10 protein-coding genes, 3 rRNA genes and 3 pseudogenes are annotated in these 19,517 nt (G+C 68.1%); 1 reads left to right on the forward strand and 15 read right to left on the reverse strand.

The features are described 5' to 3' along the window. Nucleotides 1-19 precede the first annotated feature (19 nt). The 14 genes and pseudogenes from OJ254_RS06665 to OJ254_RS06730 form a co-directional block, all read right to left on the reverse strand. Nucleotides 20-1,276: a beta-ketoacyl synthase N-terminal-like domain-containing protein gene (locus OJ254_RS06665; RefSeq protein ID WP_423835847.1), complete on the reverse strand. Its 1,257-nt coding sequence runs from the start codon at nt 1,274-1,276 to the stop codon at nt 20-22. 132 nt (nt 1,277-1,408) lie between these two features. Beyond that, nucleotides 1,409-2,695 (reverse strand): beta-ketoacyl-[acyl-carrier-protein] synthase family protein, encoded by a 1,287-nt coding sequence (locus tag OJ254_RS06670; RefSeq protein ID WP_265361630.1) that lies wholly within the window; start codon nt 2,693-2,695, stop codon nt 1,409-1,411. Then, nucleotides 2,692-3,051, reverse strand: a complete 360-nt coding sequence (locus OJ254_RS06675; RefSeq protein ID WP_265361631.1) for a hypothetical protein — start codon at nt 3,049-3,051, stop codon at nt 2,692-2,694. The genes OJ254_RS06670 and OJ254_RS06675 overlap by 4 nt, the downstream gene beginning before the upstream one ends. 236 nt (nt 3,052-3,287) lie before the next feature. Continuing rightward, nucleotides 3,288-3,887, reverse strand: a pseudogene (locus OJ254_RS06680) (beta-ketoacyl synthase N-terminal-like domain-containing protein); the annotation flags it as partial. A gap of 8 nt (nt 3,888-3,895) precedes the next feature. Continuing rightward, nucleotides 3,896-5,200 carry a beta-ketoacyl-[acyl-carrier-protein] synthase family protein gene (locus OJ254_RS06685; RefSeq protein ID WP_265361632.1) on the reverse strand — a complete coding sequence of 435 codons (1,305 nt, stop codon included), beginning with the start codon at nt 5,198-5,200 and terminating at the stop codon, nt 3,896-3,898. Between the two features lie 45 nt (nt 5,201-5,245). Next, nucleotides 5,246-5,824, reverse strand: a complete 579-nt coding sequence (locus tag OJ254_RS06690; RefSeq protein ID WP_265361633.1) for an acyl carrier protein — start codon at nt 5,822-5,824, stop codon at nt 5,246-5,248. A gap of 691 nt (nt 5,825-6,515) precedes the next feature. Beyond that, nucleotides 6,516-7,700, reverse strand: a complete 1,185-nt coding sequence (locus tag OJ254_RS06695; RefSeq protein ID WP_265361634.1) for an NAD(P)/FAD-dependent oxidoreductase — start codon at nt 7,698-7,700, stop codon at nt 6,516-6,518. A 3-nt stretch (nt 7,701-7,703) separates the two neighbouring features. Beyond that, nucleotides 7,704-7,898 carry a ferredoxin gene (locus OJ254_RS06700; protein ID WP_261956333.1) on the reverse strand — a complete coding sequence of 65 codons (195 nt, stop codon included), beginning with the start codon at nt 7,896-7,898 and terminating at the stop codon, nt 7,704-7,706. Nucleotides 7,899-7,939: 41 nt separating this feature from the next. Next, nucleotides 7,940-9,118 (reverse strand): cytochrome P450 family protein, encoded by a 1,179-nt coding sequence (locus OJ254_RS06705; RefSeq protein ID WP_265361635.1) that lies wholly within the window; start codon nt 9,116-9,118, stop codon nt 7,940-7,942. Nucleotides 9,119-9,158: 40 nt separating this feature from the next. Next, complete coding sequence (locus OJ254_RS06710) at nt 9,159-9,806, reverse strand: TetR/AcrR family transcriptional regulator (RefSeq protein ID WP_265361636.1); 648 nt, start codon at nt 9,804-9,806, stop codon at nt 9,159-9,161. Further along, nucleotides 9,803-10,863: pseudogene (locus OJ254_RS06715) on the reverse strand (saccharopine dehydrogenase family protein). Before OJ254_RS06715 ends, OJ254_RS06710 begins: the two are co-directional and overlap by 4 nt. Before the next feature lie 221 nt (nt 10,864-11,084). After that, nucleotides 11,085-11,201, reverse strand: a 5S ribosomal RNA gene (rrf, locus tag OJ254_RS06720). Between the two features lie 76 nt (nt 11,202-11,277). Then, nucleotides 11,278-14,400 (reverse strand): 23S ribosomal RNA (locus OJ254_RS06725). A gap of 302 nt (nt 14,401-14,702) precedes the next feature. Next, nucleotides 14,703-16,230 (reverse strand): 16S ribosomal RNA (locus OJ254_RS06730). The 16S, 23S and 5S rRNA genes sit together here, the layout of an rRNA operon. Before the next feature lie 910 nt (nt 16,231-17,140). Here OJ254_RS06730 and trpS point away from each other — a divergent pair. Then, nucleotides 17,141-18,213: pseudogene (gene trpS / locus OJ254_RS06735) on the forward strand (tryptophan--tRNA ligase). 100 nt (nt 18,214-18,313) lie between these two features. Here trpS and proC read toward each other — a convergent pair. Next, nucleotides 18,314-19,123 carry a pyrroline-5-carboxylate reductase gene (proC, locus tag OJ254_RS06740; protein ID WP_265361637.1) on the reverse strand — a complete coding sequence of 270 codons (810 nt, stop codon included), beginning with the start codon at nt 19,121-19,123 and terminating at the stop codon, nt 18,314-18,316. Nucleotides 19,124-19,517: the final 394 nt, after the last annotated feature.

Consider the following 19,517-nt stretch of genomic DNA (forward strand, 5'->3'; position numbering starts at 1 on the left):
TTGGTGGTCCCCTCGTGCGTCAGTCCGTGTGCGGCCGCTGGGCCAGCAGGGCTCCGGCGAACCCGTTGAAGGTGCTGTGCAGACTCAGGACGGAGTCGATCCGCCGCTTCCTGGGCGCACCCATGACGAAGTCGGTGCCGTCGTCCGGCGGCGTCCGCAGATGCGCGATCGGCGGCAGCTCCCCGGTGGCGAACAGGTGCGGCGCCAGGGCGAGTTCGGCCAGCGGCCCGGCGGCACCGAGGGTGCCGGTGACCGGCCGCAGCGAGCCGACCGGCACCCCGCTGTCCTTCAGCAGCGCCCGCAGCAGCTCCGCCTCCGCGGCGTCGTGCCGGACGGTGCCCTTGCCGTCGGCGAGGAGGGCGCCGAGGGTGTCGGGCGTCAGGCCGTGCTCGGCCAGCAGCCCGCGCGGGCCCTCGGCGAGGGCGGACGGGCCGACGCCGCTGTCCACCGCCGGCCGCAGCGCCGCGCCCAGGAACGTCACCAGCGGCCGCGCCCCGCGCGCCGCCGCGTCCCCGGCCCGCTCCAGCACCAGCGCCACCGCGCCCTCGGCCAGCACGGTGCCGTCCCGCTCCGCGTCGAAGCTGCGCACCGCCGCCCCGTCGGGCCCGCCGGGCGTCAGATGGCCGGCGCGGTACTGCGCGGCCAGCTTCAGCGGCTCGTTGTAGCTGCCGGCGCCGACCACCAGCGCGGTGTCGCACGTCCCCTCGCGCAGCGTGAAGGCCGCCCGCTGCAGCGCGCCCAGCGCGGCCCCGGCGTCCTGGACGAACGCCGCGCAGTCGCCCCGGAACCGCTGCGCGATGCTGATCAGCGCGAGGGTGTTGTTGTTCAGCGCCCGGATGACGGTGAACGGGTTGAAGGTGGCCGCGTTGCCGAACGCCTCCGCCACCAGCCGCGTCAGGTTCACCCCCGCCTCCGGCGAGTGGTCCGTGCGGGCGTTGTCCAGCGCCTTGTGGAACGCCGCCGCGCTCAGGTCGGTGGAGTCGTCCTGCGCGACGTACAGCCCGCGCCGCTCCTCCGGCACCTGCTGCCAGCTCTCCCCGGCCGCCGCCATCGCGTCCTGCGCGGCGAGCACCGCGTTGAACGTGAACGGCGTCCCGAACTTGCGCAGTTTGTGCGGGACGCTGTCCCGGCTCTCCTCCTGGAGCGCGTCCGGCACGTGCCCGAAGTGGCTGATCTTCCGGGTCCGCACGTACGGGTCCCGGTACGGCGACAGCGCCGGCTGCGCCTGCCGCCAGGCCGACCACAGCGCCTCGGGGCCGCGCCCGGTGGGCAGCACCGCGCCGATGCCGGTGACGACGATCGCGTCCGGGTCGAAGGCCGTGGCCGAGGTGCCGGGGGTGTGGGGGGTGTGGGGGTGTGGGGGTTGGGGTCGTCGTGGAGCTCGTCCGAGGGGTTCGTACTCGGGAGGTCAGTCGTCATAACCGCGTACCACCAGACTGGCGTTGAGGCCGCCGAAGCCGAAGGAATTGCTCACTGCCACCGACACCTCCTGGTGCCGGGCCTTGTCCGGGACGTAATCGAGATCGCAGGCCGGGTCGGGGTTCTCCAGGTTGAGCGTGGGCGGCACGATGCCGTCGCGCACGGACAGCACCGTCGCGATCAGCTCGGGCGCGCCGGCCGCGGCGATCAGATGCCCGAGCATCGTCTTGTTGGCGGTCACCGCCAGCTTCCGGTAGTGCTCGCCGCCGGCGAAGACGTCCTTGATCGCCCGGGTCTCGATCGGATCGTTCAGGGGCGTGGACGTACCGTGCGCATTGACCGAGTCCACCGCCTCCGGGGCCACGCCGCCGTCCGCCAGCGCCCGGCGCATCGCCAGCGCCGCGCCCACACCGTCCGGATGCGGAGCCGTGACCTGATACGCATCCAGGGAGCTCCCAAAACCCGCCACCTCGGCGTAGACGGTCGCGCCGCGCCGCCGGGCGCTCTCCTCGCTCTCCAGCACCAGCATCGCGGCGCCCTCGGCGGCGACCAGACCGCTGCGGTCCCGGTCGAAGGCGCGGCACAGCCGGTCCCCGAACAGCTCGGACGTGGACGGCGCCCCCAGCAGGTGCAGCCCGGTCATGGTGGGCAGGTTCAGCACCGAGTCGGCGCCGCCCACCACCATCGCGTCCACCTCACCGCGCCGGATCATCCGGAACCCGTGCCCGATGGCGTGCGTGGCGCCCGCGCAGGCGGTGCTGAAGTTCAGCGCCGGGCCGCGCAGCCGGTGCCGGGCCGCGATCCCGGCGGCCAGCGCGTCATTGGTGCAGAACAGGCCGCTGGCCCGGTCCAGTTGGTCGCGCCGCGCGTACAGCGCCCGCCAGCTGGGCTGCCCGTCCTCGCCGAGGGCCGGCAGCAGTTCCAGCGGGTCGCGTTCCGGTACGCCCGAGCCGACCGCGGTGCCGATCCGGCCCGCCGGCCGCGTCCCGTCCCCACCGGCCGCCAGACCGGCGTCGGCCAGCGCCTGGCCGGCCGCCGCCAGCCCGAACCGCACCCGCCGCTCCACCGGCCCCGGGTCCTCGTCGGCCCCGTACCGCGCCGCGAACGCCGCGTCGTCGACCGGCGCCGCGTAGCGCACCGGGAAGTCGTCCACGCCCGGCGGCTGCCAGCCGCGGATCGCCGAGCGGCCCTCGCACAGGCCCTCCCACATGGTCTGCCAGTCGAGCCCCAGTCCGCAGACGGCGCCCAGTCCGGTCACCACGACGCGGCGGCTCATGATCCGGCTCCTTCCAGTACGACGGCACACACCTGACCGCGTGCGCCGCAGGCCAGCACCAGCACCCGGGAGACCGGCAGCGGCTCCTCGCGGACGGTTTCCCCGTCGTCCGCGAGGAGCCGCCCGGTGGCCAGCCCGTGCAGCGCCAGCACCACATGGGCCAGCGGATGGGCGGGCCCGAGCACACCGGTGGCGCGCTCGGCCCCGGCCACCGCGGGCCGGGCGCCGGCCGGCCCGAAGACCCGGTCGAGCGCGGCCCGCTGGACCTGCTCGCCGGCCGCCGTCCACCCGGCGTCCGGCAGCACCCAGCCGATCCCCGCGGCGTCGGTACCGGCCATCGCCAGCGCCGCGTGCACCGCCTCGGCGAGCGCCTCGGTGCGGTCCGCACCGTCCGCACCGAACCCGCGCCCGTAACCGGCCAGCCGCACCGCCGGACCCTCGGGCGCCGCGGGTACGTCCTGCGCCCCCGGTACGTCCTGCGCACGCCGGGCGACGAGGAACGCGGCCCCCTCCCCGGGGCGGCGCCGGTCCAGCCCAGCTCCTCGTACTGCGGGAACAGCAGCGGATGCACCTTCGGGCTGACCGCACCGATGACGGCCGCCTCGTTCTCGCCCTCGGCGACCGAGAGCACCCCGTCGACCAGCGCCACCAGGCCCGCGTCGGAGAACGGGGAGTACGCGGCCATCGCACCGGTCAGCCCGAACACCGCCGAAATGTGCGCCGCGGCCGTGCTGTTGAGGTGCGACAGCCCGCTGAACGGCGGGACCTCCCGACCGTAGAGCGCCGCGACCGCACCGGGCGACTCGTCCGCCGCCCGCCGCAGCCCGTCCAGGGCGGAGAACCGCAACAACTGCTCGTCGACCGTGGGCAGTCCGAGGTACAGCCCCCAGCCCTCCCCGCCCACCGGGCCGGTCACCGAGGGCCCGGTCAGCGCCAGCCGCGCCCCGTACAGCGCCATCCGGGCCTGCTTCTCGGAGGTGCGCAGCACCCGCCGGTGCACACCGAGCGTCGCCGCGTCCGGGTCGTCCACGAGGAACGCGGTCCCCGCGCCGGGCCAGGCCTCGGCGAGCAGCTCGTCGGGCCGGCCGGTGTCCTTGCCGGCCACCAGGGCCTCCCACAGCGACGCGGGGTCCGCGCCCGCCGCGGTGTATAAGCCGGGTGCGGTCAGCCGCACCGCATCGAGGTTCGTCATCGCGCCGCTCACCCCGCCTGCGCCAGGATCAGCGAGCAGTTCTGCCCGCCGAAGCCGAAGGAGTTGGACAGCACCGTGGTCACCGGCGTGTGCCGCTGCTCGGTGACGATGTCCAGACCGCGGGTCACCTCGTCCGGCTCGTGGAAGTTGAGCGTCGGCAGCACGGCCTGCCGCTGCAGGCTGAGCACCGACAGCACCGCCTCGGCCGCCCCGCTGTTCGCCAGCGAATGCCCCATGGCGGACTTGTTGCCGGTCACCGGGATCCGGCCCACCCGCTGTCCGAACACGGTGTGCAGCGCCGCCGCCTCGCAGGTGTCGTTGGCCTCGGTCGAGGTGCCGTGCGCATTGACGTGGTCGATGTCGTCCGGGGTCAGCCCGCCGTCCGCGAGCGCCGCCCGGATACAGGTGGCGTAGTCGGAGCCGTCGCGGGAACTGGACGTCATCTTCACCGCCTCGGTCACCCCGGCGTAGCCCGCGATCCGGGCCAGCACCCGGGCGCCCCGGGCCTCCGCGTGCGCCCGCGACTCCAGCACCAGGAACGCGGCGCCGTCCCCGATGACGAACCCGGAACGGTCCTTGTCGAACGGCCGGCTGAGCTCCGCCGCGGCCCGCTCCCCGGCCGGCGCCAGCGCACCGATCCCGTAGAACGCGGCGACCGAGGTCAGCGTCGTCAGGCTCTCCGCGCCCCCGGCCAGCGCCACGTCGAGGGTGCCGCTGCGGATGTAGCGGTACGCGCTGCCGATGGCCATCCCGCCCGCGGCACAGGCGTCCGCGTGCGTCTCCAGCACCCCGGCCGCACCGAAGTAGTCGGCCAGCCGCGCGGTGGCGGTGTCCGGCTGGACCCGCTCGTGCCGCCGCGGGTCAGGCCCGCCCGCGTCGAGATAGCCGTCCAGGTCCAGCGCACCCGCCTCGAAGTCCACATGGCCGGCCAGACCGGCGAGTTCGTCGGGCTCCATCACCATGCGGTTGCACGCGAGGAAGACGCCGCCGCGCTCGGAGTCCAGGCGCCGCGGCAGCCCGCTGCGCTCCCAGGCCTGGGCGGCGGCGTGCCAGGCGAGCGCGCCGGCCGGCCCCAGCGGGCGGGCCTCCGGCGGCACCGCCTCCTCCAGGGACCGCCGCACCTCGGGGTCGATGTGGGCCGAGACGGCGCAGGGCACGCCCCACTCCTTGTGGAGCGGGTGCTCGGCGATGAGGGTGTTCCCCTGCGCGAGATGGTCGAACAGCGCCTCGGGGTCGGTCAGTCGACCGGCCACCAGGCCGATACCGGTCACCACGACCTCATGACCGGCCCCGGCGGGTATGTGGGGGTTCACTTGCTTTCCTTTCGCACGTCGAACGCCTTCGGCGGCGGGCCGGGGTCAGCCGACGGGCTGGGCGTGCCCCAGCGCGGCCAGCGCCGTACGGACGCCCTCGGCCATCACCTCGTCACCGGTGGCCGCCTCCAGCGCGGCACCGCAGCCGGCGCACTGGACCTTGCCGGACGGCGCGATCTGCGCCTTGTCCGCGGCGCACTCGGTGCAGGCCTCGGGAAGGTGGTCGAAGATCCGGTGGGTGAACGCCGCCCAGTGCGCGCTGGTGGCCGCCGCGGCGACCTCGTACGGGCGCATCCCGGCGTGCACCTGCTCCTCGCGGTAGCCGAACGCGCTGCGCCGCAGCACCTCGGCGGCCAGCTCGGAGATCCCGCCGCGCTCGTCGTAGAGCTGCTCCGACCCGCCGAGCGCCGACGCCAGCTGGTCGAGCACATTGGACTTGGGCAGCGCCACGCCGAGCTTGGTCTCCATCTCGAAGCGGAATTCGACCAGGTCGAGGGATTCGGCCCCGAGGTCGGAGACGAGGGTGGCGTCCGCGGTGATCTCATCGACGCTGCTGCCCAGCACCTGCGCCAGTCCCTCGCGGACGATGTCGTGGATGCGGTCTGCCTCGTACGGGTTCTGCATGGTTCTCTCCTCGTTTCGAAAGCACTCTGCACGCCACCTTTTACCGGCCATGGAAACACTGGAAAACGGCAGCGGAAATTACCTGGCGGCACGTTTCGTCGACCGGCCGAAAACCGGAAGGAAAGTGCGGTGAGAGGACACGACTGAGCACCGCGACGCTTTTACACGGAACGGCTTCGCAAAGCCGGAATGAATTACCGGAAAACCGTCGGAGAATTCCGCTCAGTACGCCCGGCAAGAGGCGGCGGCCGCCAGCGCGGCACACTCGGCCATGGGCCGCGGAACGCCGGGGCACTCTCCCGGGAAGCGGGAAGCCCGGCCACCTGACATCGTTACGGACATTGCTTCAGACATCGCTTCAGACATCGCTGAACGCGTGACACATGCCATCCCCCGTAGCAAATGATCCCCCCGATACCTGCTTACACAGGAACAGGCCGTAAAACGTCGGCGGCCACCTCGTCGTGGCCCGCCGAAAGGACCTGCACCGCCTCTCCCGGAGGCGCGATAAAAACGTTACCAGAGCTCCCCAGAAGCGTCACGGAAATGTGCGATAGGTCACGTGACCCAATCTCTTCCCCGCGGGGTCAACTCAAAAGGTTCCGTGGTAATGAAAAACTTAACGTGGGATTCACATACCCGCGGGCCAGTTTTTCCGGCCCGAACCCGGCCCAAAAACCGACCCGGCCGCCTAATTCAACCGCCGCGCATACCCCGGCAGCAGCTTCCCCTGATTCACACTCACCGCACCCACCAGACGCTCCCCCCGGTAGTGCGCCACCAGCACCGAACCCTCCGCCGCGGACCCCGCCTCCACCACCTCCCGGTCACCCGTACCCGGCAGCCCCACCGACCGGATCCGCAACCCGAACGCAGCCGTCCAGAACGACGGCACATGCACATACGGCTCGGCCGCCACCGGCCCCGCCAGCAGATTCCGCCCCGCCAGCTCCCCCTGCGCGGCCGCATTGCTCCAGTGCTCCAACGGAACCGGCCCCTCCGCCGTCCGCACCGCCTCACACCACGCCGCGTCCCCGGCCACCACCACCGCCGGATCCGCCACACCCGCACCACCCGCGGCCCGCGCGAACAACCGCTCGTCACAGTGGATCCGCCCGGACGGCAACGCCAGCCCCGACCCCACCAGCCACCCCGTGGCCGGCACCATCCCGATCGCCACCACCACCAACGACGCGGACACCTCCGCCCCGTCCGCCAGCACCACCGCCCGCACCCGGCCACCCCCGGCCGCCGCGAAACCCCGCACCCCCACACCCAGCCGCAGCACCACCCCCGCCCGGCCCGCCGCCGCCGACACCACCTCCGCCACCGTGCCGCCCAGCGCCCGCAGCGGCACACCGAACGGCTCCACCAGCGTCACCTTCACCCCCAGCCCGCTCAGCGACGACGCCAGCTCCACCCCGACGAACCCGGCACCGACGATCACCACCTCATCGGCCCCGCCGGCCACCTCCGCCCGCAACCGCCGGACGTCCGCCAGCCCCCGCACCGTCACCACCCCGTCCGGCACCCCGGCCCCGGGCCACTCCCGCGCCTTCGCACCCGGCGCCAGCACCACCCCGTCATACGGCAGCTCCGCACCGTCGGCCAGCCGCACCCGCCGCCGCTCCCGGTCCAGCCCGACCGCCGCCGTCCCCCGGATCCAGCGGGCCCCGAACTCCCCCTCACCCGCCAGCCGGATGTCGTCCCCGGTCATCGTCCCGGCCACCACCTGCTTCGTCAGCGGCGGCCGGTCATAGGGCAGTTCCCGCTCGTCCGACACCACCGTCAACCGGCCGTCGAACCCCTCGGCCCGCAGCGCCCCCGCGGCCCGCACCCCCGCGAGCCCCGCCCCCACCACGACGACCTCGCGCAACGCTCAGGCCCCCTCGACCACGAGCGCCCGCACCGGACACGCCCGCACCGCGGCGGCCACCTTACCCGCCAGCCCGTCCGGCACCTCCGGCGCCACCACCAGGCGCTCGTCGTCATCGAGCGCGAACACCTCGGGCGCCACCAGCGCACACTGCCCGAGCCCGTCACACACGTCCCGGTCGACCCGGATCTCCACCATCCCGCTGCCCCCACCGTTCTCACCCTGCTCCTGATACCGCGTCAGCGCTCGTACCGCAGCGGCAGCTCCACCAGCCCCCGGATCGCATCCGACGGCAGCCACCGCACCTCCTCCGCCGGCACCGCCAGCTCCAGCGTGCCGAACCGCCGCAGGATCTCGGTCAGCGCGATCGTCGCCTCCTGACGGGCCAGCCGCTGCCCCAGGCAGAAGTGCGGCCCCACCCCGAACGACAGATGCTGCGCGGTCGCCCGCCCCAGGTCGAACGCATGCGGATCGTCCCGCACCTCGGGATCCCGGTTCGCCGCGTTCAGCAGGAACCGCACCAGCTCCCCCTTACGGATCACCACCCCGCCCGCCTCGACGTCCTCCAGCGCCACCCGGTTCACGGTCGTCATCGCCGACCCCCGGAACCGCAACGCCTCCTCCACCGCCGCACCCACCAGCGACGGATCCGCCCGCAGCGCCGCCAACTGCTCCGGATGCGCCAACAGATCGTGCAACGCGTTGGCCAGCAGATTCGTGACCGTGTCATGCCCCGCGATCAGCAACACCGCCGCGAACGACGACAGTTCCTCATCACTGAGCGCACTCCCGTCCTCGAACCGCGCCGCGATCAGCTCACTGAGCAGATCCTCCGTCGGCCGCTCCCGCTTCGCCCCGATCAGCCCGATGCAGTACCCGAACAGCTCCGCGGCCGCCGACTGCATCGCCTCCAACGACGGCGCCGCCGAGATGTCCATCGCCCACTGCCGGAACGGATCCCGATCCTCCGCCGGCACCCCCAGCAGCTCGCAGATCACCTCCAGCGGCATCGGATACGTGAACTCCTCGATGAAGTCCGCCGTACCGCGGTCCCCCAGCTTGTCCAGCAACTGGTCGGTGATCTCCGCGATCCGCGGCTCCAGCTGCCGCACCGCCCGCGACGCGAACGCCGCACTCACCAGCCGGCGGTGCCGCGCATGATCCGGGTCGTCCTGCTCCAGCAGCGCCACCGCCATCCCCGGCACCAGCGCCCCGTGCGGGGCATGCGTGTGCACGTCGTTGGACAGCCGCGGATCGCTCAACAGCTCCCGCGTCAGCGCCGCCCCGAGCACCGTCCAGGTCTCCTGCCCGTTCAACTGCCGGGTGCGGATGATCCCATGGCGCTTCGCCAGCCGGTCCAGCTCCTGCTCCAGCCCCGCCGTCGACGCCAGCTCGGCCAGATCCACCACTTCGGTCATGACGTACTTCCCCCTGATCCCCCTGGTTGGCCCGGAACGCTCAGTCCCGGAGCAATTGCACGGCAAACTGCGCCAGTTGCGCATCCATCGACGACGACCGGCTGCCGGCGATCCCCGACCGCATCAGAGCCGCCCCCTCGACCAGCGCCACGAACGTCTCGGCCCGGGCCCGGCAGAACTCACCCGGCCAGTCCGGCCGCCCCTGCTGGACGTACGCCTCCACATGGGCCACGTACTTCCGGTAGAACTCCCGCACCACGGTGGCGATCTCGTCGTCCCGCGCCGCCAGCGCCCACACCTCGACATACAGCCGGACCAGCTGCGGATCCTCCTGCTCGGCGAGGACCACCCCCACCACCTCGTCGGGGTTCGCCTGCCCCGCCGGCAGCTCGATGGCCGACGGGTCGTCCCGCACCATCCGCAGCCCCGTCGTCTCCGCCAGCCGCTCCAGCGAACGCTCCAGCGCCCGCTCCAGCACGGCCTTGATCAGATCGGCCCGGGTCGGGAAATAGTGCTGCAGATGCCCGACCCGCACCCCCGCCTCACCGGCGATCGCCCGCAACGAGGCATCCGACCCCTTGGCCACCAGCACGGCCTCGGCCGCGTCCAGCAGACTCGTCCGCCGGATACTCCCCTGCCGCGTCAGCGTCGAGCCCTTACCGGCCCCGCCGTCCTTCTCCTCGCTCATGACACCTCAACCCCGACGCCGGCCTTCTCCAGCGCCGCCACGACGTCCTGCGGCACCGGCGTCATCTCCGGGAACACCACCCCGCGGGCGCGGCCGCCCCGTCCTCACCCAGCACCCGACGCAGCCCCAACAGCCCGCCCAGCGCGGTGAGATGAGCCTGCCCGGCCGGATCCGTCAGCACGGCCGTACGCCGCTCACCGCCCCGCCCGCGCACATCGATCCGCAGGCACGCGCTGCCGCCCTCACCCGGCGAATACAGCATCGACCGCCGCGTCGACTGGAACTTCTCGCCACGCCCCCACCGGAAGAACCCGGTCTTCTTCAGCGCCAGCAGCGTCGACGTCGACGAGTTGGCACTGAACCCGATCCGCGTGAGGGCGGTGTCCACCCCCAGCACCAGCGGCAGCGTGAACTGCTCCGGCGTGTCGATCCGCGCGACCTTCGTCCGGTGCTCCCCGATGGCCACATGACCGGCCCCGGACAGCGGCATGATCATCCGCCGCTGCCCGCCCTCGGTCACCTCGTAGTCCAGCCCCAGCCGGTCCATGAACTCCACCGAGTCCGTGCCCGCCCGGTCCTTCAGGTCGTACCGGATCGCGATCTCCACCGCCGACGCCCCGCCGACCTCGGCCGCCAGCGCGGCCGCGACCAGCGCCGTCACCCCGCCCATCCAGCTCGACGACAGCAGCACCGGCGCCTTCGGCGGGTTCACCGCCGCCACCGCGACCGCCCGCTGCAGCCGCGCCGTCCACCGCGTGATGTCCACATACGGGACACCACCCCGGATCGCCGCCAACAGCACCCGGTCCTCAGGGTCGTTCACCGTGCTGATCACGGCCCGCACCTTCGCCGAGAACGGCTCCGGATCACTCAGATCCCACCGCCGCACCGCCGCACCGACCTCCTCGGCCAGCGCCGCCCCACGTTCCGGCGTACGCCCCGTCAGGAGCAACGGCCACGAAGTAGCCGCCAGCCGCGCCAAGTCCCCGCCTACGGTCCCGTAGCCACCCACCACAAGAACCGGGCCCGTCACATCAAGCTGGATGTCATCGTCCACAACCCCGAGACTAGGTCACGCGACCTAGAATCACAACAACGATCTACGTCACACCGACCGGACCAGGCCCACGACCTGCCCCCACGCCCCACGCCCAGGCCCACCGACCGCCCGTCCCCCATCCACACGACGCCCCCGGAACGCCACGACGCCCCAGAACGCAAAAAAGCCTCGCCCCGAGTTGAATTACTTCAACTCGGGGCGAGGCTTTATCAAAATTTGTTCGGCGGCGTCCTACTCTCCCACAGGGTCCCCCCTGCAGTACCATCGGCGCTGAAAGGCTTAGCTTCCGGGTTCGAAATGTAACCGGGCGTTTCCCTAACGCTATGACCACCGAAACACTATGAAGTTAACCAACCGGAGCATGACTCAACGGTCGTTACTTCAGAACCTACACAGTGGACGCGAGCAACTGAGGACAAGCCCTCGGCCTATTAGTACCAGTCAACTCCACCGGTTACCCGGCTTCCATATCTGGCCTATCAACCCAGTCGTCTACTGGGAGCCTTACCCTCTCAAGGAGGTGGGAGCCCTCATCTCGAAGCAGGCTTCCCGCTTAGATGCTTTCAGCGGTTATCCTTTCCGAACGTAGCCAACCAGCCATGCCCTTGGCAGGACAACTGGCACACCAGAGGTTCGTCCGTCCCGGTCCTCTCGTACTAGGGACAGCCCTTCTCAAGACTCCTACGCGCACAGCGGATAGGGACCGAACTGTCTCACGACGTTCTAAACCCAGCTCGCGTACCGCTTTAATGGGCGAACAGCCCAACCCTTGGGACCGACTCCAGCCCCAGGATGCGACGAGCCGACATCGAGGTGCCAAACCATCCCGTCGATATGGACTCTTGGGGAAGATCAGCCTGTTATCCCCGGGGTACCTTTTATCCGTTGAGCGACGGCGCTTCCACAAGCCACCGCCGGATCACTAGTCCCTACTTTCGTACCTGCTCGACCCGTCAGTCTCACAGTCAAGCTCCCTTGTGCACTTACACTCAACACCTGATTGCCAACCAGGCTGAGGGAACCTTTGGGCGCCTCCGTTACCCTTTAGGAGGCAACCGCCCCAGTTAAACTACCCACCAGACACTGTCCCTGATCCGGATCACGGACCCAGGTTAGACATCCAGCACGACCAGAGTGGTATTTCAACAATGACTCCACACCAACTGGCGTTGATGCTTCAAAGTCTCCCACCTATCCTACACAAGCCGAACCGAACACCAATATCAAGCTATAGTAAAGGTCCCGGGGTCTTTCCGTCCTGCTGCGCGAAACGAGCATCTTTACTCGTAATGCAATTTCACCGGGCCTATGGTTGAGACAGTCGAGAAGTCGTTACGCCATTCGTGCAGGTCGGAACTTACCCGACAAGGAATTTCGCTACCTTAGGATGGTTATAGTTACCACCGCCGTTTACTGGCGCTTAAGTTCTCAGCTTCGCCATGACGAATCATGACTAACCGGTCCCCTTAACGTTCCAGCACCGGGCAGGCGTCAGTCCGTATACATCGCCTTACGGCTTCGCACGGACCTGTGTTTTTAGTAAACAGTCGCTTCTCGCTGGTCTCTGCGGCCACCACCAGCTCAGGAAGAAAATTCCATCACCAGCAATGGCCCCCCTTCTCCCGAAGTTACGGGGGCATTTTGCCGAGTTCCTTAACCATAGTTCACCCGAACGCCTCGGTATTCTCTACCTGACCACCTGAGTCGGTTTAGGGTACGGGCCGCCATGAAACTCGCTAGAGGCTTTTCTCGACAGCATAGGATCATCCACTTCACCACAATCGGCTCGGCATCAGGTCTCAGCCTTAACGTGTGACGGATTTGCCTACCACACGGCCTACACCCTTACCCCGGGACAACCACCGCCCGGGCTGGACTACCTTCCTGCGTCACCCCATCACTCACCTACTACAAGTCTGGTTCGTCGGCTCCACCACTCCCCTACGCTCCGAAGAGCTCAGGGCGGCTTCACGGACTTAGCATCGCCTGATTCAATGTTTGGCGCTTCAAAGCGGGTACCGGAATATCAACCGGTTGTCCATCGACTACGCCTGTCGGCCTCGCCTTAGGTCCCGACTTACCCTGGGCAGATCAGCTTGACCCAGGAACCCTTAGTCAATCGGCGCACACGTTTCCCACGTGTGTATCGCTACTCATGCCTGCATTCTCACTCGTGAACCGTCCACAACTCGTTTCCACGGCTGCTTCACCCGGCACACGACGCTCCCCTACCCATCACGATCCCCGTTAGGAGTAATATCGCAATGACATGACTTCGGCGGTGTGCTTGAGCCCCGCTACATTGTCGGCGCGGAATCACTTGACCAGTGAGCTATTACGCACTCTTTCAAGGGTGGCTGCTTCTAAGCCAACCTCCTGGTTGTCTCTGCGACTCCACATCCTTTCCCACTTAGCACACGCTTAGGGGCCTTAGTCGATGCTCTGGGCTGTTTCCCTCTCGACCATGGAGCTTATCCCCCACAGTCTCACTGCCGCGCTCTCACTTACCGGCATTCGGAGTTTGGCTAAGGTCAGTAACCCGGTAGGGCCCATCGCCTATCCAGTGCTCTACCTCCGGCAAGAAACACACGACGCTGCACCTAAATGCATTTCGGGGAGAACCAGCTATCACGGAGTTTGATTGGCCTTTCACCCCTAACCACAGGTCATCCCCCAGGTTTTCAACCCTGGTGGGTTCGGTCCTCCACGAAGTCTTACCTCCGCTTCAACCTGCCCATGGCTAGATCACTCCGCTTCGGGTCTTGGGCACGCTACTCAACGCCCTATTCGGACTCGCTTTCGCTACGGCTTCCCCACACGGGTTAACCTCGCAACATACCGCAAACTCGCAGGCTCATTCTTCAAAAGGCACGCAGTCACGACGTTGAATCCGAAGACTCAACGCGACGCTCCCACGGCTTGTAGGCACACGGTTTCAGGTACTATTTCACTCCGCTCCCGCGGTACTTTTCACCATTCCCTCACGGTACTATCCGCTATCGGTCACCAGGGAATATTTAGGCTTAACGGGTGGTCCCGCCAGATTCACACGGGATTTCTCGGGCCCCGTGCTACTTGGGTGTCTCTTAAACGAGCCGTTGACGTTTCAGCTACGGGGGTCTTACCCTCTACGCCGGACCTTTCGCATGTCCTTCGCCTACATCAACGGTTTCTGACTCGTCCCACAGCCGGCAGACTGCAGAAAAGAGATCCCACAACCCCAACCACGCAACCCCTGCCGGGTATCACACGTGACTGGTTTGGCCTCATCCAGTTTCGCTCGCCACTACTCCCGGAATCACGGTTGTTTTCTCTTCCTGCGGGTACTGAGATGTTTCACTTCCCCGCGTTCCCTCCACACTGCCTATGTGTTCAGCAGCGGGTGACAGCCCATGACGACTGCCGGGTTTCCCCATTCGGACACCCCCGGATCAAAGCTCGGTTGACAGCTCCCCGGGGCCTATCGCGGCCTCCCACGTCCTTCATCGGTTCCTGGTGCCAAGGCATCCACCGTGCGCCCTTAAAAACTTGGCCACAGATGCTCGCGTCCACTGTGCAGTTCTCAAGCAACGACCAGCCACCCACCACCCCAACCCGAAGGCTGAGTTCACTGGGGCCGGCATCGCGAAGGTCCAGACTCACAGTCCGTACCCTCAGATACCCAACAGCGTGCCCGACCCGACCAGTTGAAAACTCACGTTCCACGCCGAAGCAGTACTAATGATCCCAACCGACCGTGCCGAGTAGTCAACGTTCCACCCATGAGCTAACCACCGCAGGACATTCGCCTGCGTTATGGCTCTGGACAACCTTGCGGCTGCCTAGATGCTCCTTAGAAAGGAGGTGATCCAGCCGCACCTTCCGGTACGGCTACCTTGTTACGACTTCGTCCCAATCGCCAGTCCCACCTTCGACGATTCCCTCCCACAAGGGGTTGGGCCACCGGCTTCGGGTGTTACCGACTTTCGTGACGTGACGGGCGGTGTGTACAAGGCCCGGGAACGTATTCACCGCAGCAATGCTGATCTGCGATTACTAGCAACTCCGACTTCATGGGGTCGAGTTGCAGACCCCAATCCGAACTGAGACCGGCTTTTTGAGATTCGCTCCACCTCGCGGTATCGCAGCTCATTGTACCGGCCATTGTAGCACGTGTGCAGCCCAAGACATAAGGGGCATGATGACTTGACGTCGTCCCCACCTTCCTCCGAGTTGACCCCGGCAGTCTCCTGTGAGTCCCCATCACCCCGAAAGGCATGCTGGCAACACAGAACAAGGGTTGCGCTCGTTGCGGGACTTAACCCAACATCTCACGACACGAGCTGACGACAGCCATGCACCACCTGTACACCGACCACAAGGGGGACCCTGTCTCCAGGGTTTTCCGGTGTATGTCAAGCCTTGGTAAGGTTCTTCGCGTTGCGTCGAATTAAGCCACATGCTCCGCTGCTTGTGCGGGCCCCCGTCAATTCCTTTGAGTTTTAGCCTTGCGGCCGTACTCCCCAGGCGGGGAACTTAATGCGTTAGCTGCGGCACGGACGACGTGGAATGTCGCCCACACCTAGTTCCCAACGTTTACGGCGTGGACTACCAGGGTATCTAATCCTGTTCGCTCCCCACGCTTTCGCTCCTCAGCGTCAGTATCGGCCCAGAGATCCGCCTTCGCCACCGGTGTTCCTCCTGATATCTGCGCATTTCACCGCTACACCAGGAATTCCGATCTCCCCTACCGAACTCTAGCCTGCCCGTATCGAATGCAGACCCGGGGTTAAGCCCCGGGCTTTCACATCCGACGCGACAAGCCGCCTACGAGCTCTTTACGCCCAATAATTCCGGACAACGCTTGCGCCCTACGTATTACCGCGGCTGCTGGCACGTAGTTAGCCGGCGCTTCTTCTGCAGGTACCGTCACTTTCGCTTCTTCCCTGCTGAAAGAGGTTTACAACCCGAAGGCCGTCATCCCTCACGCGGCGTCGCTGCATCAGGCTTTCGCCCATTGTGCAATATTCCCCACTGCTGCCTCCCGTAGGAGTCTGGGCCGTGTCTCAGTCCCAGTGTGGCCGGTCGCCCTCTCAGGCCGGCTACCCGTCGTCGCCTTGGTAGGCCATCACCCCACCAACAAGCTGATAGGCCGCGGGCTCATCCTTCACCGCCGGAGCTTTCCACACGGAGGTCATGCGACCCCGTGTCGTATCCGGTATTAGACCCCGTTTCCAGGGCTTGTCCCAGAGTGAAGGGCAGATTGCCCACGTGTTACTCACCCGTTCGCCACTAATCCCTCCCGAAGGAGGTTCATCGTTCGACTTGCATGTGTTAAGCACGCCGCCAGCGTTCGTCCTGAGCCAGGATCAAACTCTCCGTGAATGCTTCCGGGTACTCCCGGTGAACACTCGCGTTGAGCGGAACCAGAGGGAGGAATAATCCCTCGGTTCACAGCGTCCTCGCTGTGTTTTTCTTCAAAGGAACCTCGTCACCAGACCATCCGGTCCGGTAGACGGGGTATCAACATATCTGGCGTTGACTTTTGGCACGCTGTTGAGTTCTCAAGGAACGGACGCTTCCTTTGTGCCTGTTTCACCAGGCTCTCCGGGCGCTTCCCTTCGGTCTTGCGTTTCCGACTCTATCAGATCCTCGCGGTCCTGATTTTCGCCGGTGCGTTTCGGCCTTTCGGCTTCTTCGCGGTTCCAACCTTACCAGATCCGTTTCCGTCTCCGGTGCCCTGTTGGAGCGGGCTCGGCCGCTTCGCTTTCGCTTTTCGGCCTTTCCGACTCTATCAGACCTTGTTCGTTCCGTTGACCGGTCCGAATTCGTTTCCGATTCCCCGTCGGAGGGGGTTTTGCCGCGCCTTTCGGCGTGTCCACTACGTTAGCGGAATTCCTCGTCGACGCATAATCGCGCCGCGGTCCGAATTTCGGCATGCCGAAATTGTTCCCGGTGAGGGACCGTGCAGTAGTGGTGTGCCGCGAGGCGGCGGGATGGTCGCCTGGGGCCGTTCGGCTCCGTGGCAACTCGGAGAACACTACACGAGCGGGTGAGGTGCTTCAAACCCGTGCCGGGCGCGGATTTGCCCGGTACTTTGGGCGGCATGACTACGCATGCGCTCGTACAGCAGTGGTGGCCCGCCTGACGGCGGCCGACCACAGCGCATGCATGACCACGGCCGCCGCTTCGGCGGCCGTTCGCGTTTCTGCTTCTCGTAGCCGGCCGGCGAGTTCGGCGGTCTCGATGCGCACCCCGGGAGCTCCGGGAGTGCGGGAATCGGGAGAGATGACGGATGAAGGAACTGGTGCGGGAGCAGGCCTGCGTGGCCGGGGGCGACCTGGTGCGGGGGCGCGGCGGACGCGTGCGGGTGTTCAGCGGGGTGCAGCCGACGGGGCATCTGACGCTGGGGAACTATCTCGGGGCGGTGCGGCGGTGGGTGGCGGAGGACCAGCACCGGGCGGACACGCTGTTCTGCGTGGTCGATCTGCATGCGCTGACCGTGGAACACGGTCCGGCGCGGGTCCGGCGGCTGAGCCGGCAGGCCGCGTCGCTGCTGCTGGCGGCGGGGCTGGACCCGGAGCTGTGCACGGTCTTCGTGCAGAGCCAGGTGGATGAGCATCTGCGACTGGCGTACCTGATGGAGTGCACCGCCACCGACGGGGAAATGCGGCGCATGATCCAGTACAAGGAGAAGGCGGCGCGGGAGCAGGCACGCGGCGGAAGTGTGCGGCTGTCGCTGCTGACGTATCCGACGCTGATGGCGGCGGACATCCTCGCGTACGGAACGGACGAGGTGCCGGTCGGGGACGACCAGACCCAGCACGTGCAGCTGACCCGGGACCTCGCGGTGCGGTTCAACCAGCGGTACGGGGCGACCTTCGTCGTACCGAAGGCGATGCCTCCGCGGGTTGCCGCGCGGGTGATGGATCTGCAGGAACCGACGTCGAAGATGGGCAAGTCGCACGCCCGACGGCGGGGACCGTCTTTCTGCTGGACGAGGCGGAGGTGGTGCGGAAGAAGGTGATGCGGGCGGTGACCGACGGCGGCGATGACGTCGTCTACGAGCCGGAGGCGCGGCCGGGCATCGCGAACCTGCTGGATGTGCTGGCCGCCTGTACGGACGGGGATCCGGAGCGGCTGGCCGAGGGCTACGCGTCGTACGGGGCCCTGAAGAAGGACGTGGCGGACGCGGTGGTGGAAACCCTGCGACCGCTACGCGAACGCCATGCGGAATTGGCGGCCGACCCGGCGTACGTCGACGACGTCCTGCGCGCCGGAGCCGACCGGGCCCGCGGCTTGGCGAAGCCACGGGTGGACGCGGCTTATCGGGCTATGGGGTGGGAGTTTAGGGGCGTGGGGGTTTAAGGGCCTGGGGCGTAAGGCGTAGGTATTCGGGTGCCCGCCCTTGGGGGCGGGCACCTCGTTGCCGGGGCCCACAGTGACAAGGGTGGCGGGGGGGGACCCGTCAGCCGTTGCCGGTGGCCAGTTCGCGGCTGCGGTCGCGGGCGGCTTCGAGCGCGGCGATGAGGGCGGCGCGGACGCCGTGGTTCTCCAGTTCGCGGATGGCGTTGATGGTGGTGCCGGCCGGCGAGGTGACATTCTCGCGGAGTTTGACCGGATGTTCGCCGCTGTCGCGGAGCATCACGGCGGCGCCGATCGCGGCCTGGACGATGAGGTCGTGGGCCTTGTCGCGGGGCAGGCCGAGCAGGATGCCGGCGTCTGTCATGGCCTCGACGAGGAAGTAGAAGTACGCGGGGCCCGAGCCGGAGAGGGCGGTCGCGGCGTCCTGCTGGCTCTCGGGGACGCGGAGGGTCTTGCCGACGGTGGAGAAGATCTCCTCGGCGAGGGTGAGGTGAGCGGCGGTGGCGTGGGTGCCGGCGGAGATGACGGACATCGCCTCGTCGACCAGGGCCGGGGTGTTCGTCATGACCCTCACGACCGGGGTGCCGGCGGCCAGGCGCTCCTCGAAGTACGAGGTGGGGATGCCGGCCGCGCCGCTGACGACCAGGCGGTCGGCGGGCACGTGCGGGGCCAGCTCGCGGAGCAGGGTGCCCATGTCCTGGGGCTTGACGGTGAGGATCAGGGTGTCGGCGGACTTGGCGGCCTCGGCGTTGCTGACCGCTTCGACGCCGTAACGGTCGTGCAGCTGGGCGGCACGCTCCTGGCGGCGGGCGGTGACCAGCAGGTCGGAGGGGGCCCAGCCGCCGCGGATCATTCCGCTGAGGAGGGCTTCGCCGATCTTTCCGGTGCCGAGGACTGCGACCTTCTGGGTCATGGTGCCGGTTCGCCTTTCCGCTGCGCTGTGCCGGTGCTGCTTGTTCTGGTGCGTGCGTGTGGTGGCCGGGGGGGGCGGTGGCGGTGGCGGGGTGACTGTGCCTGTGGTCCGCCCGCTGGTCCGCCGCTGACCGCTGCCACCCGTGTGCGTGCTGTCGTCCGTCATCCTCGCACCGTGGGCTGGCCGGCGGCGGCGCGTTCCGCTGGGTGGACCGCGGCACGGGCCGCGCCTGGCCGGTGGCCGGCGCGTGACACGTGGCATGGGCACGTGACACGTGATGTAGGCAGAGGTGGGGGGGACGGCAGGGCGGGGGTGTGGGGATGCGGGAGGGGGCTGGGGCGCTGGGGGCGGGGCGGCGGGGTGGGGTGGCGGGGCGTACGTCGGCGGCGGGGTG

This window comes from Streptomyces endophytica (assembly GCF_026153355.1).
GTDB lineage: Bacteria > Actinomycetota > Actinomycetes > Streptomycetales > Streptomycetaceae > Streptomyces > Streptomyces endophytica.

Excerpts from the sequence above, each read along its gene's own strand:
- OJ254_RS06690 (WP_265361633.1), bottom strand. The coding sequence starts at position 5,824 with ATGCAGAACCCGTACGAGGCAGACCGCATCCACGACATCGTCCGCGAG.
- OJ254_RS06700 (WP_261956333.1), bottom strand. The coding sequence starts at position 7,898 with ATGGTGGAGATCCGGGTCGACCGGGACGTGTGTGACGGGCTCGGGCAG.
- OJ254_RS06670 (WP_265361630.1), bottom strand. The coding sequence starts at position 2,695 with ATGAGCCGCCGCGTCGTGGTGACCGGACTGGGCGCCGTCTGCGGACTG.
- proC (WP_265361637.1), bottom strand. The coding sequence starts at position 19,123 with ATGACCCAGAAGGTCGCAGTCCTCGGCACCGGAAAGATCGGCGAAGCC.
- OJ254_RS06705 (WP_265361635.1), bottom strand. The coding sequence starts at position 9,118 with ATGACCGAAGTGGTGGATCTGGCCGAGCTGGCGTCGACGGCGGGGCTG.
- OJ254_RS06710 (WP_265361636.1), bottom strand. The coding sequence starts at position 9,806 with ATGAGCGAGGAGAAGGACGGCGGGGCCGGTAAGGGCTCGACGCTGACG.